Here is a 24,432-nt window from a genome sequence, read left to right on the forward strand (position 1 = left end):
GAGACTACGGCACCCTTCAGTCAGCTCTTGCGAGGCTGCTGCTGAGTGGCGCAATGAATCGTCCCGCCACCGGCACACAGCCCGTCCGTCGAGATCTGTACGACGATCTTGTCCGGGAAGGCATCGGCGACCGTGTCGAAGGCCTCGGCGTCGGTCGCGTTGTCGCCGTACTGGCCGAGCACGATGCAGTCGTTGGCCTCGTAGTAGCCGATGTAGCCGGGCGCGGCCGCCTGACCGAACTCGTCACTGCTGCGCTCGGTGAACGGCAGCGCCTTGTTGCGCGCCTTGTAGGTCTTGTAGACCGCGGCCGGGTCAGGCTCGGGAAGCGTTGCCGTGGACAACTTCTTCTGGCCGCCGAGCAGCCGGCTGCGTTGATCCGCGGGCAGCGCGTTGATCTCGTCGACGGCCTGCAGCAGCGCCTTCCGATCACGCTTGTCCTCGGCCTCGCCGTGCTCCGCCGAAGCGTAGAGCAGCCGGTCGGGCGCGGTGAAGCGCGCGAGGAAGTCGACGTGCCAGTCGGTCACCTCGAGCCCAGGTCGCCCCGGCATCCACAGCATCCGCTCGATGCCGAACAGGCGGCGTAGCTCGACCTCGATCTCTTCCTTCTGTTTACCCGGGTTCCGGTTCGGGTTGAGGATGCAGCTCTCGGTGGCCACGCCGAGGCCGTGCCCGTTGACCTCGATCCCGCCGCCCTCCATCGTCAGCCAGGTCTTCACGACCGGCACGTCGGAGTCCGCGGCGATCGCAGCCGCGACAGTCCGGTCCTGATCGACCGGCTGGTCGACGACGCCGTTGGCCGCCTTCCGCGGATCCTTCCGCCAGCCCTCCAGCCCGGTCGCGACCGGGACTTGGCCCCACCCGTTGAAGTTCAGGTTCACGCCGTGCAGCGCGCCGCCAGCCGGACCAGATCCTGCCGCGCCACGATCCGGGCATTGGTCAGATCCCGCCCGTACGCCGTACTCGGCTCCTCGCCCCAGACACCCGGCGTCGCGCCGTACGCCATCCAGGTCACCTCGTGCGGTGCACCCTCGGCCGGCAACAAGAACCCGTCCCTGACAGCTGGCGGAGCCTCCGGTCCACACCCGCTCAACCCGACAGCAGCCACCGCCCCGAATCCCGCGGCCCTGAGAAACCTCCGACGACCCATCATGCTCCGAGCGTGCCAGAACTCTTTGACAGGTTCGTGACAGGGTCGGCGCACCTGGTGCTCCCTAGGATCCAGCCATGAAGTGGGACATCAACGTCGACCAGGTCGCGAAGACGCTCCAGACCACCGCGGAGAAGGCAGCCGGGTTCGAGACGGTCGGGAAGAACTACGCCGACTACGCCGAGCGGGCGGTCCGGCAGGCCCAGGCCACGCTGGTCGGGCAGGCGGTCGCCGACGTACTCACTCATTATCAGAACGCGTGGCAGGACATCATCGAGCAGACCAACGCCTCGCTCACCGGCGCCAAGAACGCCACCATGGCCTACATCCAGGGCCAGGACGAGATGGCCCTCAACGCGCAGCGCGCCGCCGTCGATGCCCCGGCCAAGCGCCGGGCGGCCGAGACCAAGGCCTACAACGACAACGCCGCCCGCCAGGGGCACGGCCGGGTCGAGTGAGGCCGGCCCATGTTCAATCCTGACGGTGTCCCCGACTTCTTCCCGGGGACCAGCCCCGAGGTGCTCGCCTACACCGGCGCCGAACTGCAGAAGGTCGGCGCCGCGATCCGGTCCACCGGATACGACGTCAACAGCGCGTTCGAAGGTCTGTCCGGGTGCTACCACGCACCCGAGGCGGAGACGCTGATCCTGTCGCTGCGCCCGGCGTACGTGCTCGCCTACGACTTCGGCAGCGACGTCGAGTCGATGGGGTCGGCGATCGAGGAGTTCGCCCACGAGATGCAGGGCCCGCACGACAAGCTGCAGAAGATGCTCGTCCGGGCCCGCGCGTTCGTCGGCAAGGTCCAGCAGGCCGAGGCCCGCGGCGACGACTGGAAGAGCTGGCGGGAGTGGACCGACGAGGAGATGAGCTACCACGTCGAGACCAGTCAGCTGATGAAGCAGATGATGGACATCCAGGTCACCTACGCGAACAAGATCGAGAAGCTGATCGGCGGCCGCGAGTGGTGGGGCGAGAGCTTTACCCGCAAGGGCCCCGGCAACATCGGCGGTCGCGTCCTGCAGTCCGGTGACGCCTCGAGCGGACCGCCACCACCGTGGGGTACGCCGGAGGAGTACGACGCCCCGTGGATCGTCGACCTCGGCCACGTCGCCCTCGGCGCGCTCGACGGCCTCACCAGCCTGATCGGCCTCCAGTGGGCGATCCAGTCCACCGGCTGGGAATGGGACGACAACGTCGTCGAGTGGGCCTTCGGTCACCCGCCGGCCGACATGCACCAGATGTTCGACGCCTGGGCCGAGATGGGCGCCGACATGCTGATGCTGGCGAACAAGGTGCCCGGCGTCGGCGGCCTCCTCCCCGACGGCATGAGCGCCGACCTGGACAAGCGCTGGAACGACACCGTGCACCAGATCGGCGACGACTGGTCGAAAGGCAACCAGGCCGCCTCGGTCATGGGCGTCCTCGGCCTGATCCCGGTCGGCCCGACCAAACTCGCCGGCGCCGCCTCCAAAGCCGGCAAACTAGGCCTGGCCGGCAAGATCGCCCCCATCCGCGTAGCCGCCGGCGCCGCCGACAAGTTCCTGGACTTCAAGTCCACCGTCCGCACCGGCTTGCTCGAAGGCGGCCTCAAAGTCCCCCTGGTAGGCGACGTCCTCAAGGGCTACTCCCGAATCCCCATCCTCGGCGAATCAGTCCGCCTAACCCCCGGCACTCCCCTAACCCACACCCCCGCCGCCCCCATCACCAGTGGCCACGCCGGTCCAGATGGTCCAGGTGGTCTGCCGTACCCCACCCACCCCATCACCGGCGGCCCGGTCCCGCCAGCACCCGGACACCCGCCGACTCCAGGCGGCCCCACCTCACCGCCCGGTACGTCGAGCAACCCCACCCGGCCGGGAACACCCACCGACCCAGACCACCGCCCACCCGGCGACCCCGTCACCCCGCCCCTCACTCCCCCGTTCCACAACAACCCCGTTGGCACCCCCGGCATCCCGGGAATACCCAGCTCCCACAATCCGGCAGGCACCCACCAGCCATCGCCTGCCTCCCCACCGACCAGCCACCCGGCCGGTACGCCGGGCAATCCCGCGCGACCGGGGACACCTACCGACCCGGACCACCGCCAACCCGGCGACCGCCCGGGCAGCCCGGAAGCCGGCCGGCCGGGCGACCCGCAGCCGGTTCGGCACGAGTCCGACGCCGCGGTGCCGCCGTACCTGCCCACCCACCTACCGCCCGCCGCTCACACGTCCGGTGGGCAACCGACCGGCACGCACGTGCACGACGGGCAACCGGCTGGCGGCCGCTCGATCGCCGACCGTCTCGACCCGAACCGCGTCAGCGGCCGCCGCGTCGAAGGAGATCGCGTAGGCGGCGACCGCATCGACAGCCGCCGTCTGGAAGGCGAAGGTCTCACCCGCCCCGGCCTCGATCAGCCCACCAGGACCCGCCCCGCCGACCCCACCCCACCCCGCGAACCCGCCGCCCACCACGAACCCTCGAACCCCCACGACCCAGCCACCCACGCGGACAGCCCGCGCGGCTCCGACGACAAGCTGGCCGATCTCTACCGCAACCACCCAGGCGACGACGACGGCGCACGACCGACCTCCGACGACCGCGCAGGTGCATCGGATGATCACGCGGGTGCTTCGGATGATCGGTTGGCGGAGCTTTATCGGAACCATGCGGGGGACGACGACGGGGTGCCGCGGACGGCGGCTGAGCATGGGTTTGAGTCGGCGGCGGTACGGCGTACTGCGGATGCGGAGGTGTTGGCTCGGACTGCGCGGGAGGCGGAGGAGTTCGCTCGGCAGGTACCGCCGGAGTTCCACGAGTCGGTCAGGTTGATCACGCAGAGCACGTTCGGTGCGATCAACCGGGCGTTGTACGCCGGGCACGATCTGAAGGACTTCCGCCGGCTGATGGAGATCGACGGCGGCAGCGGTCTTACCGATCGCTCGATCCGCGCCGCCCACGAACTCGATCAGGTGGTCCGCAACGCTCCGAAGGCGCCGGTGCCGCGGATGGTGTATCGCGGGGTTCGGATGCCCGCGCATCTTCCGCACGGCGACGTACAGAAGTGGGCGCAGGAGGCGTTCAAGGTCGGCGAGGACGTCGACTTCAAGGCGTTCCAGCACACCTCGCGGAACCCGGCGGTCGCCTCCGGCTTCGCCCATGCGTACAAGCGCACCGGCGTGGTCCTCGAGATCAAGACCCGCAAGGGCGCACCGGTCGGCAAGCTCAGCGGCCTCGAGGATTCCGAAGCCGAACTCGTCCAGCCCCGCAACGAGCGCTACCGCGTCGTCGGCGTCACCCACAACGTCACCTTCGACACCCGCTACCACACCTCCGACGGCAAACCCCGCCAAGCAATCGAGACAGTCATCCACCTCGTCGACGTGGACGACCTCCCGACGCTCCCAAACCACCACACCCCCAACTCCCCCAACTCCCTCTCCCCCGAAACCCTCAGCACCCTCGCACCCCCCAACCCCACCCACCGCCTCCCCGAACCCCAGCCCCACAACACATCCGGTGACACAGACCCGGTACGCCACGACCCCGACTCGGACAGCACGCAGCCCGTACGTCGGGAGGATGTCGATGGGTCGGACGATGGGGCTCGTTGGCATGATGCGGGGTCGGATCGTACGGAGCGGATCCGCGTCGACCGGACGCACGGCGACGGTGGGGCGCAGCATCGCGCCGACACCGAGCGTCCTGGGCACGGCGGACAGCCGGGTCAGCCTCAGCCTGGGCACAGTGGACAGCCTGGGCACAGTGGGCGGCCGGCTCAGCAGGCGGGGCAGGCTGGGCGGTGGAGGGCTGGGGACCAAGGGGGTGTGGATGCTTGGAACGAGCGGCTTGCGGATATCTACGCCAAGCATGCCGGCGAGGTCGACGGGACTGGAGCCGTGCCGGTGCGTCCGACGGCCCGGCAGAGTCAGGCGCCCGACCCGCACAACGTAGGAAGGAACTCGCCGGACTGGAAGGACCTGCACGATCCGCAGAACGTCAGTTGGCACGTTCCGCAGGAGCGGGGGCGGCCGCCGCATGTTCGGGTGCAGCCGGGTGATCGGTTGTTCGACGAGTTCGGTCCGCGCGAGTACCAGGCCGCGGACGAACTCGGGCTCACCGAACCTCCGCCGTACGGCGAGCCTGGCACTCCGCGCGGCGATCGCGCGCCGGTGCGCTACAACCCGGTCGACCCCGGCGGCGTCGGCCAGCACCGGCTGGAAGTTGCCGCCGGCAAGAATCCGCTGCTGACCGTCCGGAACTGGCTCAACCTCCTCAACCCGAACTTCGCCCTCGGCGTCGAGTTCAAGATGAACTGCTCCGCGGTCATGCGCGCCACGGTCGACGCGATCCAGGGCCGTCGGGTGCGTCTCGCCGACGGTGACTTCAACAAGGATCTGCACCGCGGCCCCGCGCCCGGTGACTACGACGACTCGTACGAGTGGATGGGCGTCCGCAGCCCCGGCTTCCGGCTCGACCATCACGTCCCGCCGAATCACCCGGACCCGGCCGCCCACCAGAAAGCCTTTACCAGCAAGGCGTACCAAGAGGTCGAGGCCGGACTGCGCGGCCGTCCGCCGGGCACGGTCGCCGCGATCTGCGTCGAGTGGGCGGGCGCCGGCGGGCACTGGTTCTCGGCGTACGTCGATGCCCACGGCAACATCAGGCATCTCGACCCGCAGCCGTCGCCGAAGGGGATCGACGCGCCCTGGCCGCATCCGTACAAGTCGCAGCTCAAACGCCTCGAGTTCACCGTCCGCGAACCGAACGGCGACTGGGAAGGCGGCTCGCCGGCCGAGCCGGAGTCCAGGTGGTAGCCGTGCCGACCGGAAGAGGAACCAACTGATGCCGACACCGAACGAGCTCGCAGCCCGCGCCCACCTGGCGGGCTGGCTCGCGCAGCACTCGATCGATCCCGCGTCATGGACGCCGGAGGTCCTGGACACCTGGCAGACGTCGACGGTCGACGAATGGATCGTGATCGTCCCACCCGGCTACGCGAACCAGATCTACCTGGTTGCCGATGGCACCGTCTTCCCGTTCCCGCCCAGCCACCTCAGCCTGGACGAGGCCATCGCGGCCGCCCGGGCCGATCGGACCCACGCAGCACCGGAGGACCTCCGATGATCGAAGTCGCCGGCGCGGACCAGACCACCGCCGAGGCGCTGGTGATGATGCAGGACCGCGAGGTCCTCGGCCTGTCGAGCTGGGTGATCGACGCAGCACTCGCCGCCGAACGAACCGACCGCCAACTGCAACTCGTCACCCCGCCGACCACCCGCGTCACGCACGCGCTCCGCACCCAACTCCTCGCGCCCGGCGCGGTCGCCCGCTGGGTGATCTCCGACGACGACCAGCCGTACGACGGCCTGAACGGCGAACCGCTGACGTGGAACGGCGAGCAGTTCGTCTCCGCCGGGGACCCGGACAACCCGAGGCCCACCCGCGCGTGGCTCACCAGGCCCGACGCGATCCACGCGTCCCTCCAGCTCGTCGCCCGGGTGCGCTACCCAGCAGCCGAATCGACCGTCGTCGGCCGCGCGACCGAATTCCTGCTGCGCGATCTCGCGGGCGGCCCGCCGGCCGGTTGGGGTACCGAGGAGCCGGTCACCCAGCACTGGAATCCCCGAGAGCTCACCCGCTTCTGCCGCCGCTGGTCCCCGCGCCGGACCATGCTCACCGTGACCGGTCCGGCACCCGGTACGACGACCCGTCCGGCCAACGGAATCGTCGAGATCGGCGTCCGCCCGGCCGGCCTCGAGGAGACGGTCACGCTCGCGATCGGTCAACCGGGTCTGGACGCACCGTTGCCGGAGGCAATCTTTCCGGCGATCGCTGCACTGGCGGACAAGTTCGAGCTGGTGTCGCTGTTCGTGCTCGGCAGCGGCGCGGCGGCCGACACCTGTACGGTTCCCCGCTTCACCGGCGTACCGGACCCGATCGCGCTGGTGCTCGGCGCCGAGGGACGTGCGGCGATGGGGCCCGGAGCCGCGAAGGCGATCGCCGCGGGTGCCGCAAAGGCGATCGGTCGGGACAGCGCCCTGTGGTTCCCGATCGGCACCGGCTACAGCGAGCCCGACTGGCAGTCGTTCGCGATCACCATGCGCCGCATCTCGATCGCCACCGCACACCATTCCGCGACGCCAAACTAAGGCAACGCTGGACGGCCTTCTGCAAAAGACCGTCCAGCGCCACATCTGACGGCCGCTGAGCCAACTGGGTTCCCGATGCCTACTGGAAGGTGCGGAAGAACTTCCGGATGTCTTCGACGAGGAGGTCGGGGGCGTCCTGGGTGGCCCAGTGGCCGCCGCGGTCGTACTCGTTCCAGCTCACGATGTTCGCGTGGTCGCGCTCGGCGAACCGGCGCAGCGGCGTGAAGTCGTTCGCGAAACTGGCCAGCCCGGTCGGCGTCTTGGTCGCCTCGGTCGGGTGCTCCGCGTGGTGGTCCTCGTAGTAGAACCGGGCCGAGGACGCGGCCGTGTTGGTCAGCCAGTAGATCGTCGCGTTCGTCAGCACGTGCTCGTCCTCGCAGGCCGAAAGCAGCTGCGCGATCCAGGCGAGCTGCCCGCTCGGCGAGTCGGCGAGCGCGTGAGCGAGGTTCTGCGGCGCGGTCTCCTGCAGTTTCGCGTACGCCGACATCTCCTCGTTGAACGTCTGCAGGAACCCGAGGTACTCGATGTCCTTCTCGCTCATCCCCTCGAACTCGGCCGGGTCCCCCGACGGGAACGAGAAGAGCTGGGTGACATGTACGCCGATCACCTGATCCGGCGCGATCCGGCCCAGCTCGGGCGACACGAACGATCCGACATCGTTGCCATGAGCACCGAACTTCGAGTATCCCAGCCGGCGCATCAGCTCGGCCCAGGCGCGCGCCGTCCGGTGCCGGTTCCAGCCCTTCTCGTACGTCGGCCCGGAGAACCCGAAGCCCGGCAGCGACGGCACCACGACATGGAACGCATCCGCCGGATCACCGCCGTACGCGCGCGGATCGGTCAGCGGGCCGATCACGTCCAGGAACTCGACCACGCTGTTCGGCCAACCGTGCGTGAGGATCAGCGGCGTGGCGTCCGGCTCGGGCGAACGGACGTGCAGGAAGTGGATGTTCTGCCCGTCGATCTCAGTGGTGAAGTTCGGGTACTCGTTCAGCCGCGCCTCCCACTTGCGCCAGTCGTAGCTGTCCCGCCAGGTCTCGACGAGCCGCTTCACATACTCCAGCGGTACGCCGTACTCCCAGCCCGGCACGACCGGACCACGCTGGACCCCGTCGGTGACCTGGTCGCGCGGCAGCTCGTTGGCCCAGCGGACCCGCTGCAACCGGTCGGCGAGATCATCCAGCTGTGACTGGGGAACTTCGATCCGCAACGGCCGGATGCTGTCGTCCGCAGTATCCCGCGGCGCGCTGTTCGGAGTGTTCACTGTCATCTCCTGATGAGCTTGGTGATACCGGCTGCCTCGAGCCCCCGGCCGGTCTACGATCACAGCGTGCTGGCAGACCGCATCCGGCGAATCCGTGGAATGCGGTATTTCCATGTCCGGTGACGGCTCCCCGTACGTCGGGCGACGCGACGAACTCGAGGCGTTACGAACCGCGGCCGCGCAGGTCGAGGCCGGTGGTTCGGCGCGGGTCCTGATCGCCGGTGAGGCCGGCATCGGCAAGTCCCGGCTCGTCACCGAGTTCACCGAGACGCTCGGCCCGGACTGGCTCCCGGTCACCGGCGGGTGCCCCGAGCTGGGTGCCGAACATCTCCCGTACGTCGCCTTCCTGCCCATCGTCCGGCAATTAGTCACGGCCGAAGGCGGCACTTCATCCGGTACGGCGCTCGCCGGCCTCCTGCCCCGTCAGTCCGACCAAGCCGCACCGGGCAGCCGGCTGACGCTCCTGCAGGAGCTGCTCGCCCTGGTCGAACGTGCTGCTGCCCAGCGTCCACTGCTGCTCGTCCTCGAAGACCTGCACTGGGCCGACGGTGCGAGCCGTGAACTCTTCGGCTATCTCGCCCGCAACCTCGGCCATCTCCCGGTCCTGCTCGTCGGCACCGTCCGCACCGGCGAACTCCCCGCGGGTCATCCGGTCCGGCAGCTCGTCGCCGAGCTCGGTCGCCGCTCCGACATCACCACGCTCCAACTCGGGCCGCTCGAGCAACGGCACGTCGGTGAGCTCCTGACCACCCTCGATGGTCGCTACGACCCGGCGCGGGCCGCCGCGATCCACCGTCGGTCCGGTGGCAACCCGTTGTTCGTCGAAGCCCTCGCGGTCGACGCGAACAGCAACGCCGCGAGCCCGTTGCGAGCGTTGCTTCAGGAGCGGGTCGCCCGGCTGTCCGACACGGCGCGTCCGGTGCTGGCGGTCGCGTCGATCGCCGGTGCGGCCGTGGGCCACGATCTCCTGACCCTGCTGGCGAATCGCTCCGACGACGAGCTCGACACTGCCCTGCGCGAACTGGTCGAACACGACCAACTCTTGCAGACCCCGCACGGCTATCAGTTCCGGCATGCGTTGATCCGCGAGGCCGTCTACACCGGGCTGCTCCCGGGCGAACGGCGACGGCTGCACGCCCGGGCAGCGACCGCTTTGGCCGAGCGGCCGGACCTCGCCGTACAGGGGCTGGCCGCTGCCGAGCTGGCCGAGCACTGGTATCTGGCCGGTCGGCCGACCGAAGCCTTCGAGGCCGCGCTGGTCGCTGCCGACGAAGCCAAGGCGAGCTTCGCGTTCGCCGAGGAACACAACCACCTGCTCCGCGCGCTCACGTTGCTTCCGCAGACCGAGTCCGGTGCAGAGGTCCGCCTGACGCTGCTTCGGCGAGCAATCGCAGCTGCTGTTCCGGCCGGGCGGGCCGAGCAGGGCGCGGCGCACTGCACGGAGGCGCTGGAGCTGATCGACCCGGATGCCGAGCCGGAGCAGGCTGCACAAGTGCTCCTCGACCGAGCAATGTTCCGCAGCCGGATGGACCTCGGCGCCCGCGAGGACCTCGACCGGGCTCAGCTCCTGCTGCCGGACCGGCCGTCGTACGCGCTCGGTCTGTTGCACTACGGCCTGTCGGTCGACGCGGCGACGGCTCGGAAGCCCGCGCCGGCCCGGCAACACGCGGCGACCCTGCTCGAGATCGCCGAGGTGCTGGGCGACGAGCGGCTGCGTGGCCGTGGCTTCGCCGCGCTCGGATTCGCCGAACTCATCGCCGGCAACACCGCCGCGGCACAGGCCGCCTCCGGCCGGGCCCGCGAGACGGCCCGCCGGATCGGTGACGACTACACCCTGGTGGCCAACGCTCTCTGGGAGATCTCGACGCTGGCCTGGGCCGGCCGGTACGACGAACTCGTCGAGGCGGTGCCGATTGCCCTGCGCGAGGTCGAGCTGGTCGGAATGCTCAACTGGCGTGGACCTTTGCTGCGGGTGAACCTCGCCTCCACGTACCTGATCCTGGGGCGCTGGGACGAGGCGCTGGTCGTGATCGAGCAGGTGCTGGCCGCGGAACCTGAGCCGCTGTACCGGATCGGAACGTGCGGCATGCTCGCCACCGTCCACACCTACCGCGGCGAGTTCGATCGGGCGGCCGACGTACTGCCATCTCCGGAGGAGATTGCCGCCGGATCGCCGGTGCTGCGCGACTACATCCTCGGCTACGTCACCATGGGCTGGTGCGAGCTGGCCGCAGCCCGGCAGGATCCCGAGTCGGCCGGCCGGACAGTCGAGATCTATCTGCAGCACTGCGCCACCCATGGTGGCGTCCCGGATGAGGACGGTCTGCTCAGCATCGCGCTGCTGCAGCGAGCCCGGCTGGCCGCAGCACCCCGCAACCGCGAGATCGCCGCCAACGCCGCCGCCGTACGCACGCAGGTCGGTGAGCTGGTCGACCTGATACCGCCTGGTACGGCGTTGCTGGAGGCCTACCGGTGCACGATCCACACTGCTCTTGGCCCCGGCCGGATGACCGACTGGGATCAGGCCGCCGACAACTGGCGCCGGCTCGGACATCTGTTCGGCCTGATCGAGTGCCTCATCCCTGCCGCCGAGGCTGCCCTGGCCGCCAGCAATCGGGCAGGCGCCCGCCGTCGCCTCGAAGAAGCCCGCGACCTCGCCACCCAGTTCGGCAGCAGCGTCTACCTGGAGCGGATCGCCACCCTCGGTCAACGCGCCCGCCTCGAACCCCCAACCCTGACGGTCGACGACAGCGGGCTCACCGCGCGCGAGTACGACGTACTGCGGCTGCTCGCACGCGGCCTGCCGAACCGGCAGATCGCCGCCGAGCTCTACATCTCACCGGCGACCGTCGGCGTCCACGTCGGCCGGATCCTGACCAAACTGAACGCCACCACCCGCACCGAGGCCACCGCGATCGCCCACACCCGAGGCCTGCTCGCGGACGGCGACCCCTAGACTCCGGCCAATGAACGGATTGCAGCGGCTGATCGGCAAGCTCGGCACCACCAGGGCGTTCGCGGGCGTGGGGCAGGCGTTGACGCGTGTCGACGAGCGGCTGCTTCGCAGTACGAACGGGCGGTTCGGGGTCGGTTCGTCGATCGGGCTGCGGACCCTGTTGCTCACGTCGATCGGTCGCCGCAGCGGTCAGCCCCGGCAGGTCCCGCTCCTGTACGTCGAGCGCGATGGAGCGTTCGTCGTCATCGGCTCCAACTGGGGCGGCGAGAACCACCCGGCCTGGTCGGCCAACCTGATCGACCAGCCCGAGGCGACCGCCACTGTGCGGGGTCGGATCGTCCCGGTCCACGCCCGCCTGCTGACTGGCGACGAACGCCAGTCCACCTGGGACGCGGTCGCGGCGTACTGGCCGGCCTACAACACCTACGCCACCCGTGCCCCGAACCGTGAGATCCGCGTCTTCCGCCTGGAGCCTGTTACTTGAGCTGGATCGTGGTCGCGGCGGTCGTACCGTCGCGGTACCGGACCCGCACCGGCACCGGGGCCGGGCCCTCGAACTCCCAGCCTGGCACCCAGAACGCGAAGTAGCCGTTCTTGACCGTGGCCTTCACGAGGCCACGGGTCGGGCTGGTGTAAGTCATTCCGACGATGTCGGAGCCGGCCCAGCCAATCGCTGACGTCACCCAACCGACCTGCTTGCCGCCGACCGCGCCCAGATCCAGGACCGCGAGCTCGCGCGGACCCACCGTGGGCGGGTTGGGTCCGGCAGTGCCGCCGTAGCCGCTCTGTTTGTCGTAGTCGACGAGGTTCGTCATGCAGTAGCCCTGGAACTTGTTCGGGCCCTTGAGGATGACGATCGCCCACTTGCCTCGCCGTTCGACCATGGCAGCCTCGGCGCCGTCGGTGGGCTCCAGGCTCTGCAGCGAACTGCGGCACGCTGCGACAGATGCGGCGTATTCCTGGGGCGACAGCCCCGAGGGTGCCGCGGTCCAGCCGGCGTACGCGTCGCTGTTCGGCAGTGGTCCGCCCTGGCGCGGGACGAAGACGACCAGGGCCGCGACCGTCACGGCCGCGACGGCGACTGCTGCGCGCACAAGCGGGCGCCGCAGCCGCGGCCGACGCACGCCGTGCGACGGGTCGGTGGCGAGGATGCGCTCCAGGGACGCCTGGGCGCGCGGGCTGTGCGGATCGACGTCGGCGGTTGCAGGGTCCAAAGTCTTGAGCGCGGCGAACTCGGCGAGGTCTTTCATGAGGGTTGCCTCTCGGTGAAACGTGTGGGGATGGGGCGGTGATCGAGCTGACCGCGCAGGGCATTGCGCGCCCGGGACAGCCGGAGCCGGTACGCGACGCTCGTGATGCCGAGCACCGCGGCCGCCTCCCGGCCCGGGAGGTCGTCGATCACCGCCAGAGCAAGCGCCTCCTGATGCACCGCGGACAGCCGTTCCCACGCGCGGGCCAGATCGACCTGGCGAGCGACGAGTTCGCTGTCGTCCGGGCGCCAGGTGCTCGCCACCTCAGCCAGCCGGACCGCCACCGCCCGCTGCCGACGCGCACCGCGGTGGCTGTTCAGGATCGTGTTCCGGACGATCCCGAACAACCAGGCCCGCGCGTCCGACAGCTGCGCGGGCGCATCGTCGAGCCGCCGCCAGGCAGCCAGGAACGCCTCCGCCACGGTGTCCTCGGCCTGCAACTCCGGCACCCGCCGCTGTGCGAATCGCACGAGATCCGCGTACGTCGCCTCGTACAAGGCCACGAACCGCTCTTCGCGCTCATCCGGTTGCTTGCTCATGCCCCAACCTGTCCACCACCCCCCAAGGTGTATCTCACCAAGGGGTGAGCGAATCGGGGCTTAGCACCGATTTCGCGGGTTCGCAGCTCGGCCGCGTGCCCTGGACCCCCGCTGGCTTTGGGTTCGCCTATTAGGTTAGCCTCGCCTTACCGCCAATGAGGAGGATCCGCCCTGTGGAAGGCTTCGAACTGATCGGGGTCGGGTTCGGCCCCTCCAATCTCGCCGTGGCGATCGCCGCCGGAGAGCTCGGCGCGGCGGCCCCGCGGCAGCTCTTCCTGGAGCGGCAGCCGCGGTTCGGCTGGCACCGCGGGATGCTGATCGAGGACGCGACCATGCAGGTCTCGTTCCTCAAGGACCTGGTCACTCTGCGCAATCCGGCCAGCCAGTTCAGCTTCCTGAGCTTCCTGCACCAGAGCGGCCTGCTGATCGACTTCGTCAACAACAAGACGTTCTTCCCGCTGCGCGTCGAGTTCCACAGCTACCTCGAGTGGGCGGCGGCCCAGGTCGCGGACGTGGTCCGTTACGACCGGACCGTGGTGGCCGTCCGGCCGATCACGAACGACGGTTTCGTCGACGAGTTCGAGGTCACCTCGACCTCGGCCGACGGCAGCACCCGCGAGGCGCACCGCACCCGCAACCTGATCCTGGGGACCGGCCTGTCGCCGCGGCTGCCCGACGGCGTCACCGCGTCGGAGCGGATCTGGCACAACCGCGACCTGCTGTACCGCGTCCAGGAGATGGGCGATGCGTCCCCGCGCCGTGTGGTCGTCGTTGGCGCCGGCCAGAGCGCCGCCGAGGTCACCGGCTTCCTGCACGACCGGTTCCCGGCGGCCGAGGTCTGCTCAGTCTTCTCGCGGTTCGGCTACAGCCCGGCCGACGACAGCCCGTTCGCGAACCGCGTTTTCGACCCGGACGCGGTCGACGAGTTCTACTCGGCCCCGGAGGACGTCAAGCAGCAACTCCTCGGGTACCACGCCAACACGAACTACTCGGTCGTCGACACCGACGTCATCCACGACCTGTACCGCCGCAGCTACCGCGAGCGCATCGTGGGCAAGGAACGTCTGCGGTTCTTCAACGTCTCCCGGGTGATCGACCTCGCCGAGAACAGCACCGGCGTCTCGCTGACGATCGAGTCGCTGAGCACCGGCCAGAAGACGCCGATCGACGCCGACCTGATCGTGTTCTGCACCGGGTACACCCCCGGGGACCCGACCGAGTTCCTCGGTGACCTCGGCAGTGAGTGCCGCCGGGACCAGGCCGGACGGGTCCGGATCGGCCGCGACTACCGCGTCGTGACCACCCCGGCCGTCCGAGCGGGCATCTACCTGCAGGGTGGTGGCACCGAGCACAGCCACGGTCTCGCGTCGTCGCTGCTGTCGAACATCTCCGTGCGGGCCGGCGAGATTCTCGAGTCGATCCAGGGGAACCGCGCGCCTCAGCAACTGAAGCGTGCGGCTGCCCAGTCGGCATGATCGTTCCCGTTCCCGTCACCGGCGTCGGTCACCACCAGTTGGATCCGCGAGCGTCCAGTCAGGTCGGCAGAGACCGGCGTACCTGCTGAGCCTCCGTTGACCTGTCCGGTGGATGCGAGCAGGACGTCGTCGGCGCGGACCTCGAACTTCACGCTGCCCGCGCCACCCACCTCTGCATCCACTCCAACGGTGGCGTCGAAGCGGGTGCAGCCGGTAGGCACGTCCAGGGTGATGGTCGAGTTCGCGTGCGCGCCGAAGCCCTTCTCGTAGCTGGTTTGCCCGACCTGTAGCGGCACTCCGTCGCCCGCCTGATCCTCACCGTTGCTGGTGTCGCGTTCGACCGGCCCCCAGCCGTTCGACGGCGTACCGACGTACGGGAGCTCACTCGCCCAACGCTGCCCAGGTCGTAGCGGCAGGGTGACCTGAGCTGTGGCGGTGATCGGCTCGGCGCCGGTGAAACTGGTTGTCGCGAGCAACGTGTAGGGGCCGAAGTCCGCGGTCGCCGGTGGCGTCACCGTGAACGTGGCGATCCGGGTCTGTCCCGCTCCCACCTCGTCCAGTCGAACCTCGGCCGGCTCGACCTTCCAGTCCGCGTGCCCTTGCAGCTTCACCACGAGACCACGCACCGGCTCGGCGCACTCCCCCGTCACTGTGACCTGCACGGTCTGCGGCACGCCTTGTTTCGCGGCACCCTGCGGCTTCACGGCCGTGGTCGGGTCGCACGCGGGCGGCCCCTTGATGGCGGGCGCACCTGTGACCGCCTCATCCGCGGCCAGCGGTCGCAGCGTGACGGCGTACGAGCGGGGCTTGGTCGGGTCGATCCGGTACGGCGCGAGCACGCTGTTCGGGGTCTCGCCCATCCCAGTCTCGGCGTCCTCGACGTGCAACGTCACCCAACCGCGGTTGCGCACGAGCGGCCGCTGGAAGTCGTACTCGGCCAGATCGAGCCGGTCGTACGGCGTCACACTCACGTCCACCAAATCACCCTTGGCCGCTGCCACCAGTACGCCGTTGCGCCGATCCGACAGGCTCGTCCAGCGGGTGTCGGTGTGGTTGCCGTAGGCCTGCGGACGCGAATACCGCACGTACTGCTCGTCGACCGTGCTCCGGAACACGCCGATCCGGGTCCCCGAGGCGCGGTCGTTGTAGCTCTCCTCCGGGCCGCGACCGTAGTACGCGAACCGACTCAGCGATTCCGGGACCTGCAGCGAGAACCCGACCCGCGGGAGATACGGCAGATCGCCGAGCTTGCTGCCGCGCGGCGTCACCGCGTGCCCGAGGGTGATCGCTCCTCCCGCATCGATCGTGTAGGTCATCGTCTGGTCGAACGACAGCTCGCCTTCGTGGCCAGGGGCCGCGGCGACGCTGGGAGCGGTCACCTGGATCCGGCCGTCCGCGAGTGTCGCCACTGTGCTCGCACCGGGCTTCAGCTGCAGCCGGTCCAGGCCGATCGCGTTCCAGACCTGGCGATCCGCCGTACCCCAGTCGTAGGTCTCGTTCGACGTCGGTGGTCGCCAGACGTCCAGCTCCGGACCGCGCTTCACGAGTTCTTTGCCGCGCGCAATCATCGAGGTGAGCTTGCCCTCGGCAAACGTGTAGCGGAACTCCTTGCCGGAGACAATGAGCTTGTCTCCTATCGACTGCACAACAGGCTTTCCAGCAGCTGGCCGGTCCTTGGTCCCGGCAACGACCGTGCCGCCGATCCGGAACTGGTCCCGCTGGATCAGCGAACCCTTGCTGACGGCATCCAGATCGAGGAAGCGCTCCAGCGACCGTGGATTGTCCGCGACCACCGGCAGCCGCACGACTCGCTCGGTGTTCGGGGCCAAGGTCAGCGGCAGCGCACCCTTCTTGACCACCTGGTCCGCCTGCCGCACCGCCCAGCGCAAGGTGAAGTCCAGCGGCGCGAACTGCTGCTCGTTCCGGATCGTCACCACGCCCGGCTCGGTGGACGAGAACCGCAACGGCGACTGCGCCCACGCCATCTCGGCCGTCTCGGGCTGCAGGTAGCGATCGGTTCCGACCAGCCCATCGGTCCCGGACAGACTGATCCCGAGACTCTGGAAGCGCCCGGCATCACTCGTGCTCTCGAAGTCCAGTGCCAGTACGGCGTCCTGGGTCGCATCGGCCCCGGCCGCCACCTCGGCCGCGGTCAACGCGCGCTTGAGGATCCGGACCTGGTCGAGCGTGCCGTGCGCGAGCCGGCTCCCGGTCTGATCCTGTTGCGTCTCCGCGTTCCGGCCGAGGTTCACCTCCCACACCCCCGGCTCGATCGAACCGGTCGCCGGAATCGACGCAGCCGGCTGACCATCGACGTACAGGGTGAGCGCGGTTCCGTCGTAGGTCCCGGTCACCCGATGCCAGTTGCCGACCCAGCCGGCAGGTGTTGGCGCCGTGACCGTCTTCGCGACGCCGTTGAGCTTGACCCGGAACTCGAGTGTGGTCGCGTTCGGCTGTTGCAACGCGTACTGCTGGCCCTTGGTCAGGATCGGCATCGACCCCGTCCACGCGTCCGGCTTCACCCAGGTGTCGAGCGTCAACGGCCCCGGTACGTCGAGCGCCGGGTCGCGGAACACGTTGACGAAATCGTCCAAACTGGACAGCACGACACCCTTGCCCTGATGGCCTGCCCCGATCGAAGGCTTGCCGACGAAGAACGTCTGCAGCCGTTTCGGCGACGAGTCCGGGGTGAGGATCAGCGGCTGTTCCAGGTTCTGTTCGGCCCAGTCCCAGATGAACCCGCCCTGCATCGACGGGTACTTGCGGGCCAGCGCCCAGAACTGGTCGAAGTTCCCCAGACCGTTGCCCATGGCATGCGCATACTCGCCCATCACGATCGGCTTGGTGAACGACTTCGCCTTGCTCTCCAACGAGGCCGGCGTCGGGTACCGCGGTCCCGCGACATCGGCGAACGGCGCATCGCCGTCCGGTGAGTTCGACTGGTGATAGAGCAACCGGGTCGACTCGTTCGCGTCGGCCCACTCGGCCATCGCGAAGTGCGCCGTACCGAGGCCTGCCTCGTTGCCGGTGTCCCAGAACACGACGCTCGGATGGTTCTTGTCGCGCTCCACCATCGCCACGAACCGATCGTGGTACGCCGCCTGCCACTCGGGCTTGCTGGCCAGGCACACCGACGGGCACGACTCGTGCGCATGCGTCTCGATGTCGACCTCGTCGTCGATCAGCAGACCGTACTTGTCGGCGAGCTCGTACCAGTAGGGGTCGCTCTCGTAGTGCGAGGTCCGGACGGCGTTGATGTGCAGCTGCTTCATCAGCCGCACGTCCTTCTCCATCGCCTCATGGGTGATGTGCCGACCGGTCTTCGGATCCGTCTCGGACCGGTTCACGCCACGGAACAGGATGCGCTTCCCGTTCAGCAGGATCTGCTTGTCCTTCACCTCGATCGACCGGAACCCGACCTTCTGGCTGGTCCGGTGCACCACCTTGCCGGCGGGGTCGGTCAACGTCAGTACCAGGCTGTAGAGCGTCGGCGTCTCGTCCGACCACTTCGCCGGATTCGGTACGACGCCAGTCAGCTTCGGTCCACCCGTCAACGTCTTGGCGACGCGCCCGCGCGGATCGCGCAGGGTCGCGGTCAGCACCGAACCCGGGGCGGCCCCGGCCAGCTCGGTGTCGACCGTCAGCGTCGCGTCGCGGTAGGCGGCGTCCAGGGTGGTCGTGATGTAGGCGTCCTGGATCCTTGCCTGCGGCACCGAATACGAGTAGACGTCGCGGAAGATCCCGGCGTACCGCCACTGGTCGTAGTCCTCGAGATAGGAACCCGATCCCCACCGGTGCACCTGGACCTTGACCGTGTTCCGACCTGCGTGCGCCTGGTCGGTGATGTCGAACTCGGCCGGGCTGTATCCGCCTTGGTCGTAGCCGACGTAGGTGCCGTTGACCCACACGAAGTAGCCGCTCGTCACGCCCTCGAACCGCAGCAACTGCCGCCGCCCGGACTCACCGGCCGGCAGCTCGAGCGTCTTCTCGTAAGTGCCGGTCGGGTTCACATCCCGCGGCACCTTCGGCGGCGCATCCGGCCAGACCTCCTCCGGAATGTTCCGGAACATCGGATGATCGAGGAAGTCGCTCTGCCACGTATGCGGCACCTGCACCGTCTGCCAGGCCCCGGAAACATCGTCCGGCGTCTTCCCGAGCCGGAACTTCCACGGCCCGTTCAGTAGTCGCACGTACGGCGATCCCGCGCCGCCCCGAACCGCCGCCGAGTCATCGGCGTACGGCCACAACCGGGTATGCGGAGCGACCTGCCCCTCAGCGACCATCCCCGGATCCTCGAGATACCGATAGGCATCAATAGGCGCAGCCTCCGCCGCGGGCAACCCCACGAGCAGACCTGCGACTACGGCGACAGCAGTGAACCAGCTACGGCGACGGGCGGCCGAATCTCCGAAAGACAAGCGCACTCCCCAGGATCGAACAGAATCACACAGAGTTCAGCATCCCGCACGCTAGGTGTCCGTCGTTACAGGGTCAAGAGCGCGTCCGGTTTCGGTCGCTCAGCGCTGCGGGTACGGCGAGTCCTGGAGGCCGAGGTTCTTCCAGACGAAGCGGGGGATCCAGGCCAGGAAGTCGCGGAGGATGGCGGAGTTCCGCGCGATCGTCTGGTGGTCGTGGCGGCCGGCCTCGAACCAGACCCAGTTGCCGACCACCTGGAACGACGCCGGCCCTGCGGCCATCAGGAACTCCATCTGGCGCGGGTGGATGACGTCGTACGCGAACTTCTGGTCGTGGGCGTGGATCGCGAACTGCTCGTTGAAGGCTTCGCTCTCGAAGCTGATGCCGCGGCCGAAACCGCGCCGGCTGACCTGGATCCAGGGCATCTGCACCGGGAGCTCGAAGCCGAGGATCGGTTCGCTGTGGTTCTCGGTGACCGTGCGCGTGGTCGTGCGGCCCTCGGAGTCGGTGGAGCTCTCGGTCCGGGTGGTCTTCCAGTGGTGGGTGAACGCGACGAACGGCGGACCGTCGCCGTCCCGGCCGCGAATCACGTCGCTGGTGCTGTGATCGTGGCCACTGCGGGTGGTCGGCGTGCTCTGCAGCAGGCTGTCGTCCTGGCCGATCCAGTACCACTCCGGGTGCTGGTAAAAGCTCAGCCGCGGCTCGCGCTCGGGCTGAATCCAGCGGTCGAGCGGCGAGGCGTCAATCGCCGCAGCTATGGCGTCCAGCTGCTCGATCCACGGCGCCAGAAGCTCGGGATCCTTGTACGGCGGGCTCTCGGCGACCAACTGATCACCGTCGATACTCAGGTTCACGCCCGGCTGACTACTGGCCATCGCGATGAGAGTGGTGCAGAACTGGCCGTTGAGCACGTCGTTCGCGAACGCCGGGTCCTGGACTCCGACCGCCCAGCCCCACTCCGCCAGCTGAGGCGGGACCGGCACCATGGTCGCGGACACCCCGGCACGCGACCGGGTCCGGCCACCGGTGATCCACAGCTCGGGCAGCCGCCGCGACAGCTTGACCATGCCGACACAACCACTCCAGTACTCACTGCTGTACTCGATGACCTGGAACGGCCGGGAGCTCGTGGCGAGGCCGGTGATCTGATCGTCCGGCGAGCGCTTGAACCCCATCCCGAACGGCGGATTGGACAGCGGCGCCACCGTGTCGAACCCCGGGCTGCCGTTGAACACCCAGCCGCGGTCCCGCAACGACTTGATGTATCGCTGCCGCCGAACGATCAGCGCGACGGCCACCGCGACGCCGACCACCGCGAGGATGATCAGCACCAGGCTCAAGGTCGAAATTCCGCTCACTGGGTACTCCTCAGTCGTGCGATCCGACGGTCGATGATCTGCCCCAGTACGACGGCGTCGTCGTGCGGCAGGATCCATTCATCGGCAGAAGTTTGTACGACGAGCGCCGGACCCGGGCTGGCCACCGGTGGTTGATCGCTCCAGATCGGGTACACGAGGTCCTCGCTCCCCGACAGATACCGCACCGATGCCCCAGCCAGCTCCTCCAGCGGAACATCGACGGACTCCTCGGTGTAGCTGGTCTTCCGGCCGTTCGTGGTCCGGACCCTGATCATCAGCTGGATAGCCGTGTCGTCGATCGCGACCCGGACCCGCGGAATGCCACGCAACCGGAGGATCACCTGGTACGGCGTCTCGGCCAGGCCCACGTCCAGCGGGTGCAGCAGGAGCCGCTCGCCGTGCCGGCCGACGAGATACCCGGCGAACGCGCCGACTGCACCTCCCAGGAGGAAGTACAGCGGGTCGTTGGCGGTGTAGAGCGCCGTGAAGAAGCCGGTCAGACCGCCCATCACCGCGCCGATCGGCGACCAGGTCTGCACCCGGTACCGCCACTGGCCGCGGAGGTACCAACCGGCGGCGAACGCTCCGAGCGGGATCAGCACCGGCATCCAGCGGACCGGGTTGCTCCGGACCCCGATCACCGTCAGCGAGGTCAGGAAGATGACCGGAATGCCGACGTACACGATCCAGACGACGAGCTGGGCGTGCAGGTGACGACGCGAGACCTCGGGTGCAATCACAGAGAGGAGCCAACCACATCCGCGGGTCCGGGACGGCTGCTAGAGTCGGCGGCCTAACTGCATATCGCGCCGTTCGAATCGGGGCGGGAGAGTCCGGGCTCAAGGTAGCCCGGCGCCGAAGGAGCAAATCTCCCCAGAATCTCTCAGGCCCACTGACCGTTCCGATGAGGCGAACTCTGGAAAGACGGGTCCCTCGGGATCCGCACCCACGGTGCAAACCGCCTCACCTGGCGGCGAAGCTCTCAGGTACAGATGACAGAGCGGGGAGGTCACCCAGCAGTGGCACCGCACGTGCGGTGCCTGACCGAGGGAGCCTCCCGATCTATGACAGAGTCACGCGCGACTCCATTGCAGGCAGAGCATCAGCAGCTCGGCGCTTCGTTCACCGATTTCGCGGGCTGGACGATGCCGGTTCGGTACACCTCCGACATCGCCGAGCACACGGCTGTCCGGACTACCGCAGGTCTGTTCGACCTGTCCCACATGGGCGAGCTCGAGGTGATCGGCGCCACCGCGGCCGCGGCCCTCGACCACAGCCTGGTCGGGCAGCCGTCGAAGATCGCGCCCGGCCGCGCCCGGTACTCGATGCTGTGCGCCGAGGACGGCGGCATCATCGACGACCTGGTCGTCTACCGGCTCGCCGACGACCACTTCCTGATCGTCGCGAACGCCAGCAACACAGCCGTCGTACTGGCTGAGCTGGAACAGCGAGTTGCAGGCTTCGCGGTCGAGCTGCGCGACGCGACCGACTGCTGGGCGCTGATCGCGGTCCAGGGTCCGGTCTCCAAGCAGATCCTGGCCGAGCTGACCGAGGCCGATCTCGACGGCCTGAAGTACTACGCGATCACCGAGGCGAAGCTTGCCGGGAGCAACATCCTGCTCGCGCGCACCGGCTACACCGGTGAGGACGGCTTCGAGATCTACTGCCGTCCGGAGGAGGCCTCGCGGATCTGGGCCGAGCTGCTCCGGACCGGTACGCCGTACGGGCTTAAGCCGGCCGGGCTGGCCTGCCGGGACACGCTGCGGCTCGAAGCCGGGATGCCGCTCTACGGCAACGAACTCAGCCGCGAGCTGACACCGTTCGAGGCCGGGCTCGGCCGGGTCGTTGCGTTCGGCAAGGAAGCGGACTTCGTCGGCCGCGAGGCGCTCGCCCGTCGCCGTGACGAGGGCGCGCAGCGGGTGCTGGTCGGACTGACCTCGACGGGCCGGCGTTCACCACGCAGCGGGTACGCCGTTCTGGATCCGGCGACCGGTCGCACCGTCGGCACGATCACCAGCGGCGCGCCGTCCCCCACCCTCGGCCACCCCATCGCGATGGCGTACGTCGACGGGATCTACGAAGAGGCGGGAACTCGGCTGCAGGTCGACATCCGCGGCACCCAGGACGACGTGGTCGTCGTACCGCTCCCCTTCTACCGCCGCCAGGAGTCCTGATGTCTGTCCCTACTGAACTGCACTACACCGCCGACCACGAGTGGATCGCCCTCGACGGCGACATCGCGACCGTCGGCATCACCGCCTTCGCGGGCGAGGCCCTCGGCGACGTCGTGTACGTCGACCTGCCGGCTGTCGGCACCGCGATCACCACCGGCGACGCCTGTGGCGAGATCGAGTCCACGAAATCGGTCAGCGACCTGTTCGCGCCGGTCGACGGTGAGGTCATCGAGCTCAACGAGGCCGTCGTGGCCGACCCCGGTCTGCTGAACACCGATCCGTACCAGGCCGGCTGGCTGCTGCGGATCAAGGTCACCGGCCCGCCCAACCTGCTGGACGCCGGCGCGTACGCCGTATTGATCGGAGGCGAGTGAGATGAGCACCCTCAACCAGTCCCTGGCCGAGTTCGACCCGGAGATCCACGCGGCCGTGACGGCCGAGCTCGGACGTCAGCGCGACACCCTGGAGCTGATCGCGAGCGAGAACTTCGCGCCGATCGCCGTGATGGAGGCGCAGGGCTCGGTCCTCACCAACAAGTACGCCGAGGGCTACCCCGGCCGCCGGTACTACGGCGGCTGCGAACACGTCGACGTGATCGAGCAGCTGGCGATCGACCGGGTCAAGGCGCTGTTCGGCGCCGACTTCGCGAACGTCCAGCCGCACTCCGGCGCGCAGGCGAACGCGGCCACCATGTTCGCGCTGCTCAACCCCGGTGACACGATCCTCGGCCTCGACCTCGCGCACGGCGGGCACCTCACACACGGGATGCGGCTCAACTACAGCGGCAAGCTGTACGACGTCGTCGCGTACCACGTCCGCGACACCGACTTCCGGGTCGACATGGCCGAGGTCGAGCGGCTGGCGCTCGAGCACCGCCCGAAGCTCATCGTCGCGGGCTGGTCGGCGTACCCGCTGCACCTCGACTTCGCGGAGTTCCGGCGGATCGCCGATCTGGTCGGCGCCTATCTGACGGTCGACATGGCGCACTTCGCCGGGCTGGTCGCGGCCGGGCTGCACCCGAACCCGGTCCCGCACGCCGATGTGGTCACCACGACGACCCACAAGACCCTCGGCGGTCCGCGCGGTGGCGTCATCCTGACGAACCGCGCCGATCTGGCCAAGAAGTTCAATTCGGCCGTCTTTCCCGGGCAGCAGGGTGGTCCGCTGGAGCACGTGATCGCGGCGAAGGCGGTCGGGTTCAAGCTCGCGGCCTCGGACGAGTTCCGCGACCGGCAGCGCCGTACCCTCGACGGCGCGCAGGCGATCGCCTCCCGGCTGCTGGCCGACGACGTCCGCGCGGCGGGGATCTCGGTGCTGACCGGCAGGACACAGGTGCACCTCGTGCTGGTCGACCTGCGGAACTCGGAGCTCGACGGGCAGCAGGCCGAAGACCGACTCCACTCGGTCGGACTCACGGTGAACCGGAACGCAGTCCCGTTTGACCCGCGGCCGCCGATGGTCTCGTCCGGACTCCGGATCGGTACGCCGGCGCTGGCGGCCCGTGGCTTCGGCCCGGCCGAGTTCGCGGAGGTGGCGGACATCATCGCGACCGTGCTCGTCCGACCTGCCGACGAGGCGGTGCTCGCCGGTCTGCGGGAGCGGGTCGGGCTGCTCACGGCGAAGTTCCCGCTCTATCCGGAGCTCTGACGCCCTCGCTTTATTGCCCCTTAGCGAAGTTTTCACTCCGCTTCGGTGCTGCACGCAACCGTTTGGACCCTA

At 68.8% G+C, this 24,432-nt stretch carries 18 protein-coding genes and 1 riboswitch; of the genes, 10 read left to right on the forward strand and 8 right to left on the reverse strand.

Features of this window, described 5'->3' with window-relative positions; translation table 11 throughout:
- Positions 1–20 precede the first annotated feature (20 nt).
- Both OG474_RS43200 and OG474_RS43205 read right to left on the reverse strand, forming a co-directional pair.
- Positions 21–878 carry an agmatine/peptidylarginine deiminase gene (locus OG474_RS43200; protein ID WP_405059488.1) on the reverse strand — a complete coding sequence of 286 codons (858 nt, stop codon included), beginning with the start codon at positions 876–878 and terminating at the stop codon, positions 21–23.
- Positions 875–1,042, reverse strand: coding sequence for a hypothetical protein (locus OG474_RS43205; RefSeq protein WP_405059490.1), 168 nt, complete (start codon positions 1,040–1,042; stop codon positions 875–877). Before OG474_RS43205 ends, OG474_RS43200 begins: the two co-directional genes overlap by 4 nt.
- A gap of 182 nt (positions 1,043–1,224) precedes the next feature.
- On the opposite strand from OG474_RS43205, the gene OG474_RS43210 reads away from it, so the two are divergent.
- The 4 genes from OG474_RS43210 to OG474_RS43225 are packed head-to-tail and all read left to right on the forward strand — an operon-like array spanning position 1,225 to position 7,281.
- Positions 1,225–1,605 carry a DUF6507 family protein gene (locus OG474_RS43210; protein ID WP_405059491.1) on the forward strand — a complete coding sequence of 127 codons (381 nt, stop codon included), beginning with the start codon at positions 1,225–1,227 and terminating at the stop codon, positions 1,603–1,605.
- Between the two features lie 9 nt (positions 1,606–1,614).
- Positions 1,615–5,946: a toxin glutamine deamidase domain-containing protein gene (locus OG474_RS43215; protein ID WP_405059492.1), complete on the forward strand. Its 4,332-nt coding sequence runs from the start codon at positions 1,615–1,617 to the stop codon at positions 5,944–5,946.
- Between the two features lie 28 nt (positions 5,947–5,974).
- Positions 5,975–6,256, forward strand: coding sequence for a hypothetical protein (locus OG474_RS43220; protein ID WP_405059493.1), 282 nt, complete (start codon positions 5,975–5,977; stop codon positions 6,254–6,256).
- A complete protein-coding gene (locus tag OG474_RS43225; RefSeq protein ID WP_405059494.1) occupies positions 6,253–7,281 on the forward strand; it encodes a DUF6177 family protein in 1,029 nt (342 codons plus the stop codon). The genes OG474_RS43220 and OG474_RS43225 overlap by 4 nt, the downstream gene beginning before the upstream one ends.
- Before the next feature lie 79 nt (positions 7,282–7,360).
- On the opposite strand, the gene OG474_RS43230 is transcribed toward OG474_RS43225, so the two are convergent.
- Positions 7,361–8,551: an epoxide hydrolase family protein gene (locus OG474_RS43230; protein ID WP_405059495.1), complete on the reverse strand. Its 1,191-nt coding sequence runs from the start codon at positions 8,549–8,551 to the stop codon at positions 7,361–7,363.
- Positions 8,552–8,657: 106 nt separating this feature from the next.
- Between OG474_RS43230 and OG474_RS43235 the strand changes: the two genes are divergently transcribed.
- Both OG474_RS43235 and OG474_RS43240 read left to right on the forward strand, forming a co-directional pair.
- Complete coding sequence (locus tag OG474_RS43235) at positions 8,658–11,501, forward strand: helix-turn-helix transcriptional regulator (RefSeq protein ID WP_405059496.1); 2,844 nt, start codon at positions 8,658–8,660, stop codon at positions 11,499–11,501.
- Positions 11,502–11,511: 10 nt separating this feature from the next.
- On the forward strand, positions 11,512–11,985 hold the full coding sequence (locus OG474_RS43240; protein ID WP_405059497.1) for a nitroreductase family deazaflavin-dependent oxidoreductase: 474 nt from the start codon (positions 11,512–11,514) through the stop codon (positions 11,983–11,985).
- Here the strand turns inward: OG474_RS43240 and OG474_RS43245 are convergent.
- Together OG474_RS43245 and OG474_RS43250 are read right to left on the reverse strand one after the other, a co-directional pair.
- Positions 11,978–12,751 carry a hypothetical protein gene (locus OG474_RS43245; protein ID WP_405059499.1) on the reverse strand — a complete coding sequence of 258 codons (774 nt, stop codon included), beginning with the start codon at positions 12,749–12,751 and terminating at the stop codon, positions 11,978–11,980. The genes OG474_RS43240 and OG474_RS43245 overlap by 8 nt on opposite strands.
- Positions 12,748–13,290 carry an RNA polymerase sigma factor gene (locus OG474_RS43250; protein WP_405059500.1) on the reverse strand — a complete coding sequence of 181 codons (543 nt, stop codon included), beginning with the start codon at positions 13,288–13,290 and terminating at the stop codon, positions 12,748–12,750. Before OG474_RS43250 ends, OG474_RS43245 begins: the two co-directional genes overlap by 4 nt.
- Positions 13,291–13,463: 173 nt before the next feature.
- Between OG474_RS43250 and OG474_RS43255 the strand changes: the two genes are divergently transcribed.
- Positions 13,464–14,765, forward strand: coding sequence for a lysine N(6)-hydroxylase/L-ornithine N(5)-oxygenase family protein (locus OG474_RS43255; RefSeq protein ID WP_405059501.1), 1,302 nt, complete (start codon positions 13,464–13,466; stop codon positions 14,763–14,765).
- Here OG474_RS43255 and OG474_RS43260 read toward each other — a convergent pair.
- The 3 genes from OG474_RS43260 to OG474_RS43270 form a co-directional block, all read right to left on the reverse strand.
- The gene (locus OG474_RS43260; RefSeq protein WP_405059502.1) at positions 14,729–19,183 is read right to left on the reverse strand and encodes a glycoside hydrolase family 2 TIM barrel-domain containing protein; all 4,455 of its coding nucleotides are present in this window, start codon (positions 19,181–19,183) and stop codon (positions 14,729–14,731) included. The genes OG474_RS43255 and OG474_RS43260 overlap by 37 nt on opposite strands.
- Before the next feature lie 99 nt (positions 19,184–19,282).
- Positions 19,283–20,539 carry a hypothetical protein gene (locus OG474_RS43265; RefSeq protein ID WP_405059503.1) on the reverse strand — a complete coding sequence of 419 codons (1,257 nt, stop codon included), beginning with the start codon at positions 20,537–20,539 and terminating at the stop codon, positions 19,283–19,285.
- Positions 20,536–21,279 (reverse strand): hypothetical protein, encoded by a 744-nt coding sequence (locus OG474_RS43270; RefSeq protein ID WP_405059504.1) that lies wholly within the window; start codon positions 21,277–21,279, stop codon positions 20,536–20,538. Before OG474_RS43270 ends, OG474_RS43265 begins: the two co-directional genes overlap by 4 nt.
- A 74-nt stretch (positions 21,280–21,353) precedes the next feature.
- Positions 21,354–21,448, forward strand: a riboswitch (glycine riboswitch).
- Between the two features lie 155 nt (positions 21,449–21,603).
- Between OG474_RS43270 and gcvT the strand changes: the two genes are divergently transcribed.
- The 3 genes from gcvT to glyA are packed head-to-tail and all read left to right on the forward strand — an operon-like array spanning position 21,604 to position 24,360.
- Positions 21,604–22,713 carry a glycine cleavage system aminomethyltransferase GcvT gene (gcvT, locus tag OG474_RS43275; protein WP_405059505.1) on the forward strand — a complete coding sequence of 370 codons (1,110 nt, stop codon included), beginning with the start codon at positions 21,604–21,606 and terminating at the stop codon, positions 22,711–22,713.
- Positions 22,713–23,087 (forward strand): glycine cleavage system protein GcvH, encoded by a 375-nt coding sequence (gene gcvH / locus OG474_RS43280; RefSeq protein ID WP_405059506.1) that lies wholly within the window; start codon positions 22,713–22,715, stop codon positions 23,085–23,087. Before gcvT ends, gcvH begins: the two co-directional genes overlap by 1 nt.
- A 1-nt stretch (position 23,088) precedes the next feature.
- A complete protein-coding gene (gene glyA, locus OG474_RS43285) occupies positions 23,089–24,360 on the forward strand; it encodes a serine hydroxymethyltransferase (protein ID WP_405059507.1) in 1,272 nt (423 codons plus the stop codon).
- Positions 24,361–24,432 lie beyond the last annotated feature (72 nt).

It is taken from the genome of Kribbella sp. NBC_01505 (assembly GCF_045040285.1).
In the GTDB taxonomy this organism is placed as follows: Bacteria; Actinomycetota; Actinomycetes; order Propionibacteriales; family Kribbellaceae; genus Kribbella.

Bases quoted from the DNA above. Each gene is read 5' to 3' on its own strand.
- OG474_RS43210 (WP_405059491.1), top strand. From the start codon at position 1,225: ATGAAGTGGGACATCAACGTCGACCAGGTCGCGAAGACGCTCCAGACC.
- OG474_RS43215 (WP_405059492.1), top strand. From the start codon at position 1,615: ATGTTCAATCCTGACGGTGTCCCCGACTTCTTCCCGGGGACCAGCCCC.
- OG474_RS43220 (WP_405059493.1), top strand. From the start codon at position 5,975: ATGCCGACACCGAACGAGCTCGCAGCCCGCGCCCACCTGGCGGGCTGG.
- OG474_RS43225 (WP_405059494.1), top strand. From the start codon at position 6,253: ATGATCGAAGTCGCCGGCGCGGACCAGACCACCGCCGAGGCGCTGGTG.
- OG474_RS43230 (WP_405059495.1), bottom strand. From the start codon at position 8,551: ATGACAGTGAACACTCCGAACAGCGCGCCGCGGGATACTGCGGACGAC.
- OG474_RS43235 (WP_405059496.1), top strand. From the start codon at position 8,658: ATGTCCGGTGACGGCTCCCCGTACGTCGGGCGACGCGACGAACTCGAG.
- OG474_RS43240 (WP_405059497.1), top strand. From the start codon at position 11,512: ATGAACGGATTGCAGCGGCTGATCGGCAAGCTCGGCACCACCAGGGCG.
- OG474_RS43245 (WP_405059499.1), bottom strand. From the start codon at position 12,751: ATGAAAGACCTCGCCGAGTTCGCCGCGCTCAAGACTTTGGACCCTGCA.
- OG474_RS43250 (WP_405059500.1), bottom strand. From the start codon at position 13,290: ATGAGCAAGCAACCGGATGAGCGCGAAGAGCGGTTCGTGGCCTTGTAC.
- gcvT (WP_405059505.1), top strand. From the start codon at position 21,604: ATGACAGAGTCACGCGCGACTCCATTGCAGGCAGAGCATCAGCAGCTC.
- gcvH (WP_405059506.1), top strand. From the start codon at position 22,713: ATGTCTGTCCCTACTGAACTGCACTACACCGCCGACCACGAGTGGATC.
- glyA (WP_405059507.1), top strand. From the start codon at position 23,089: ATGAGCACCCTCAACCAGTCCCTGGCCGAGTTCGACCCGGAGATCCAC.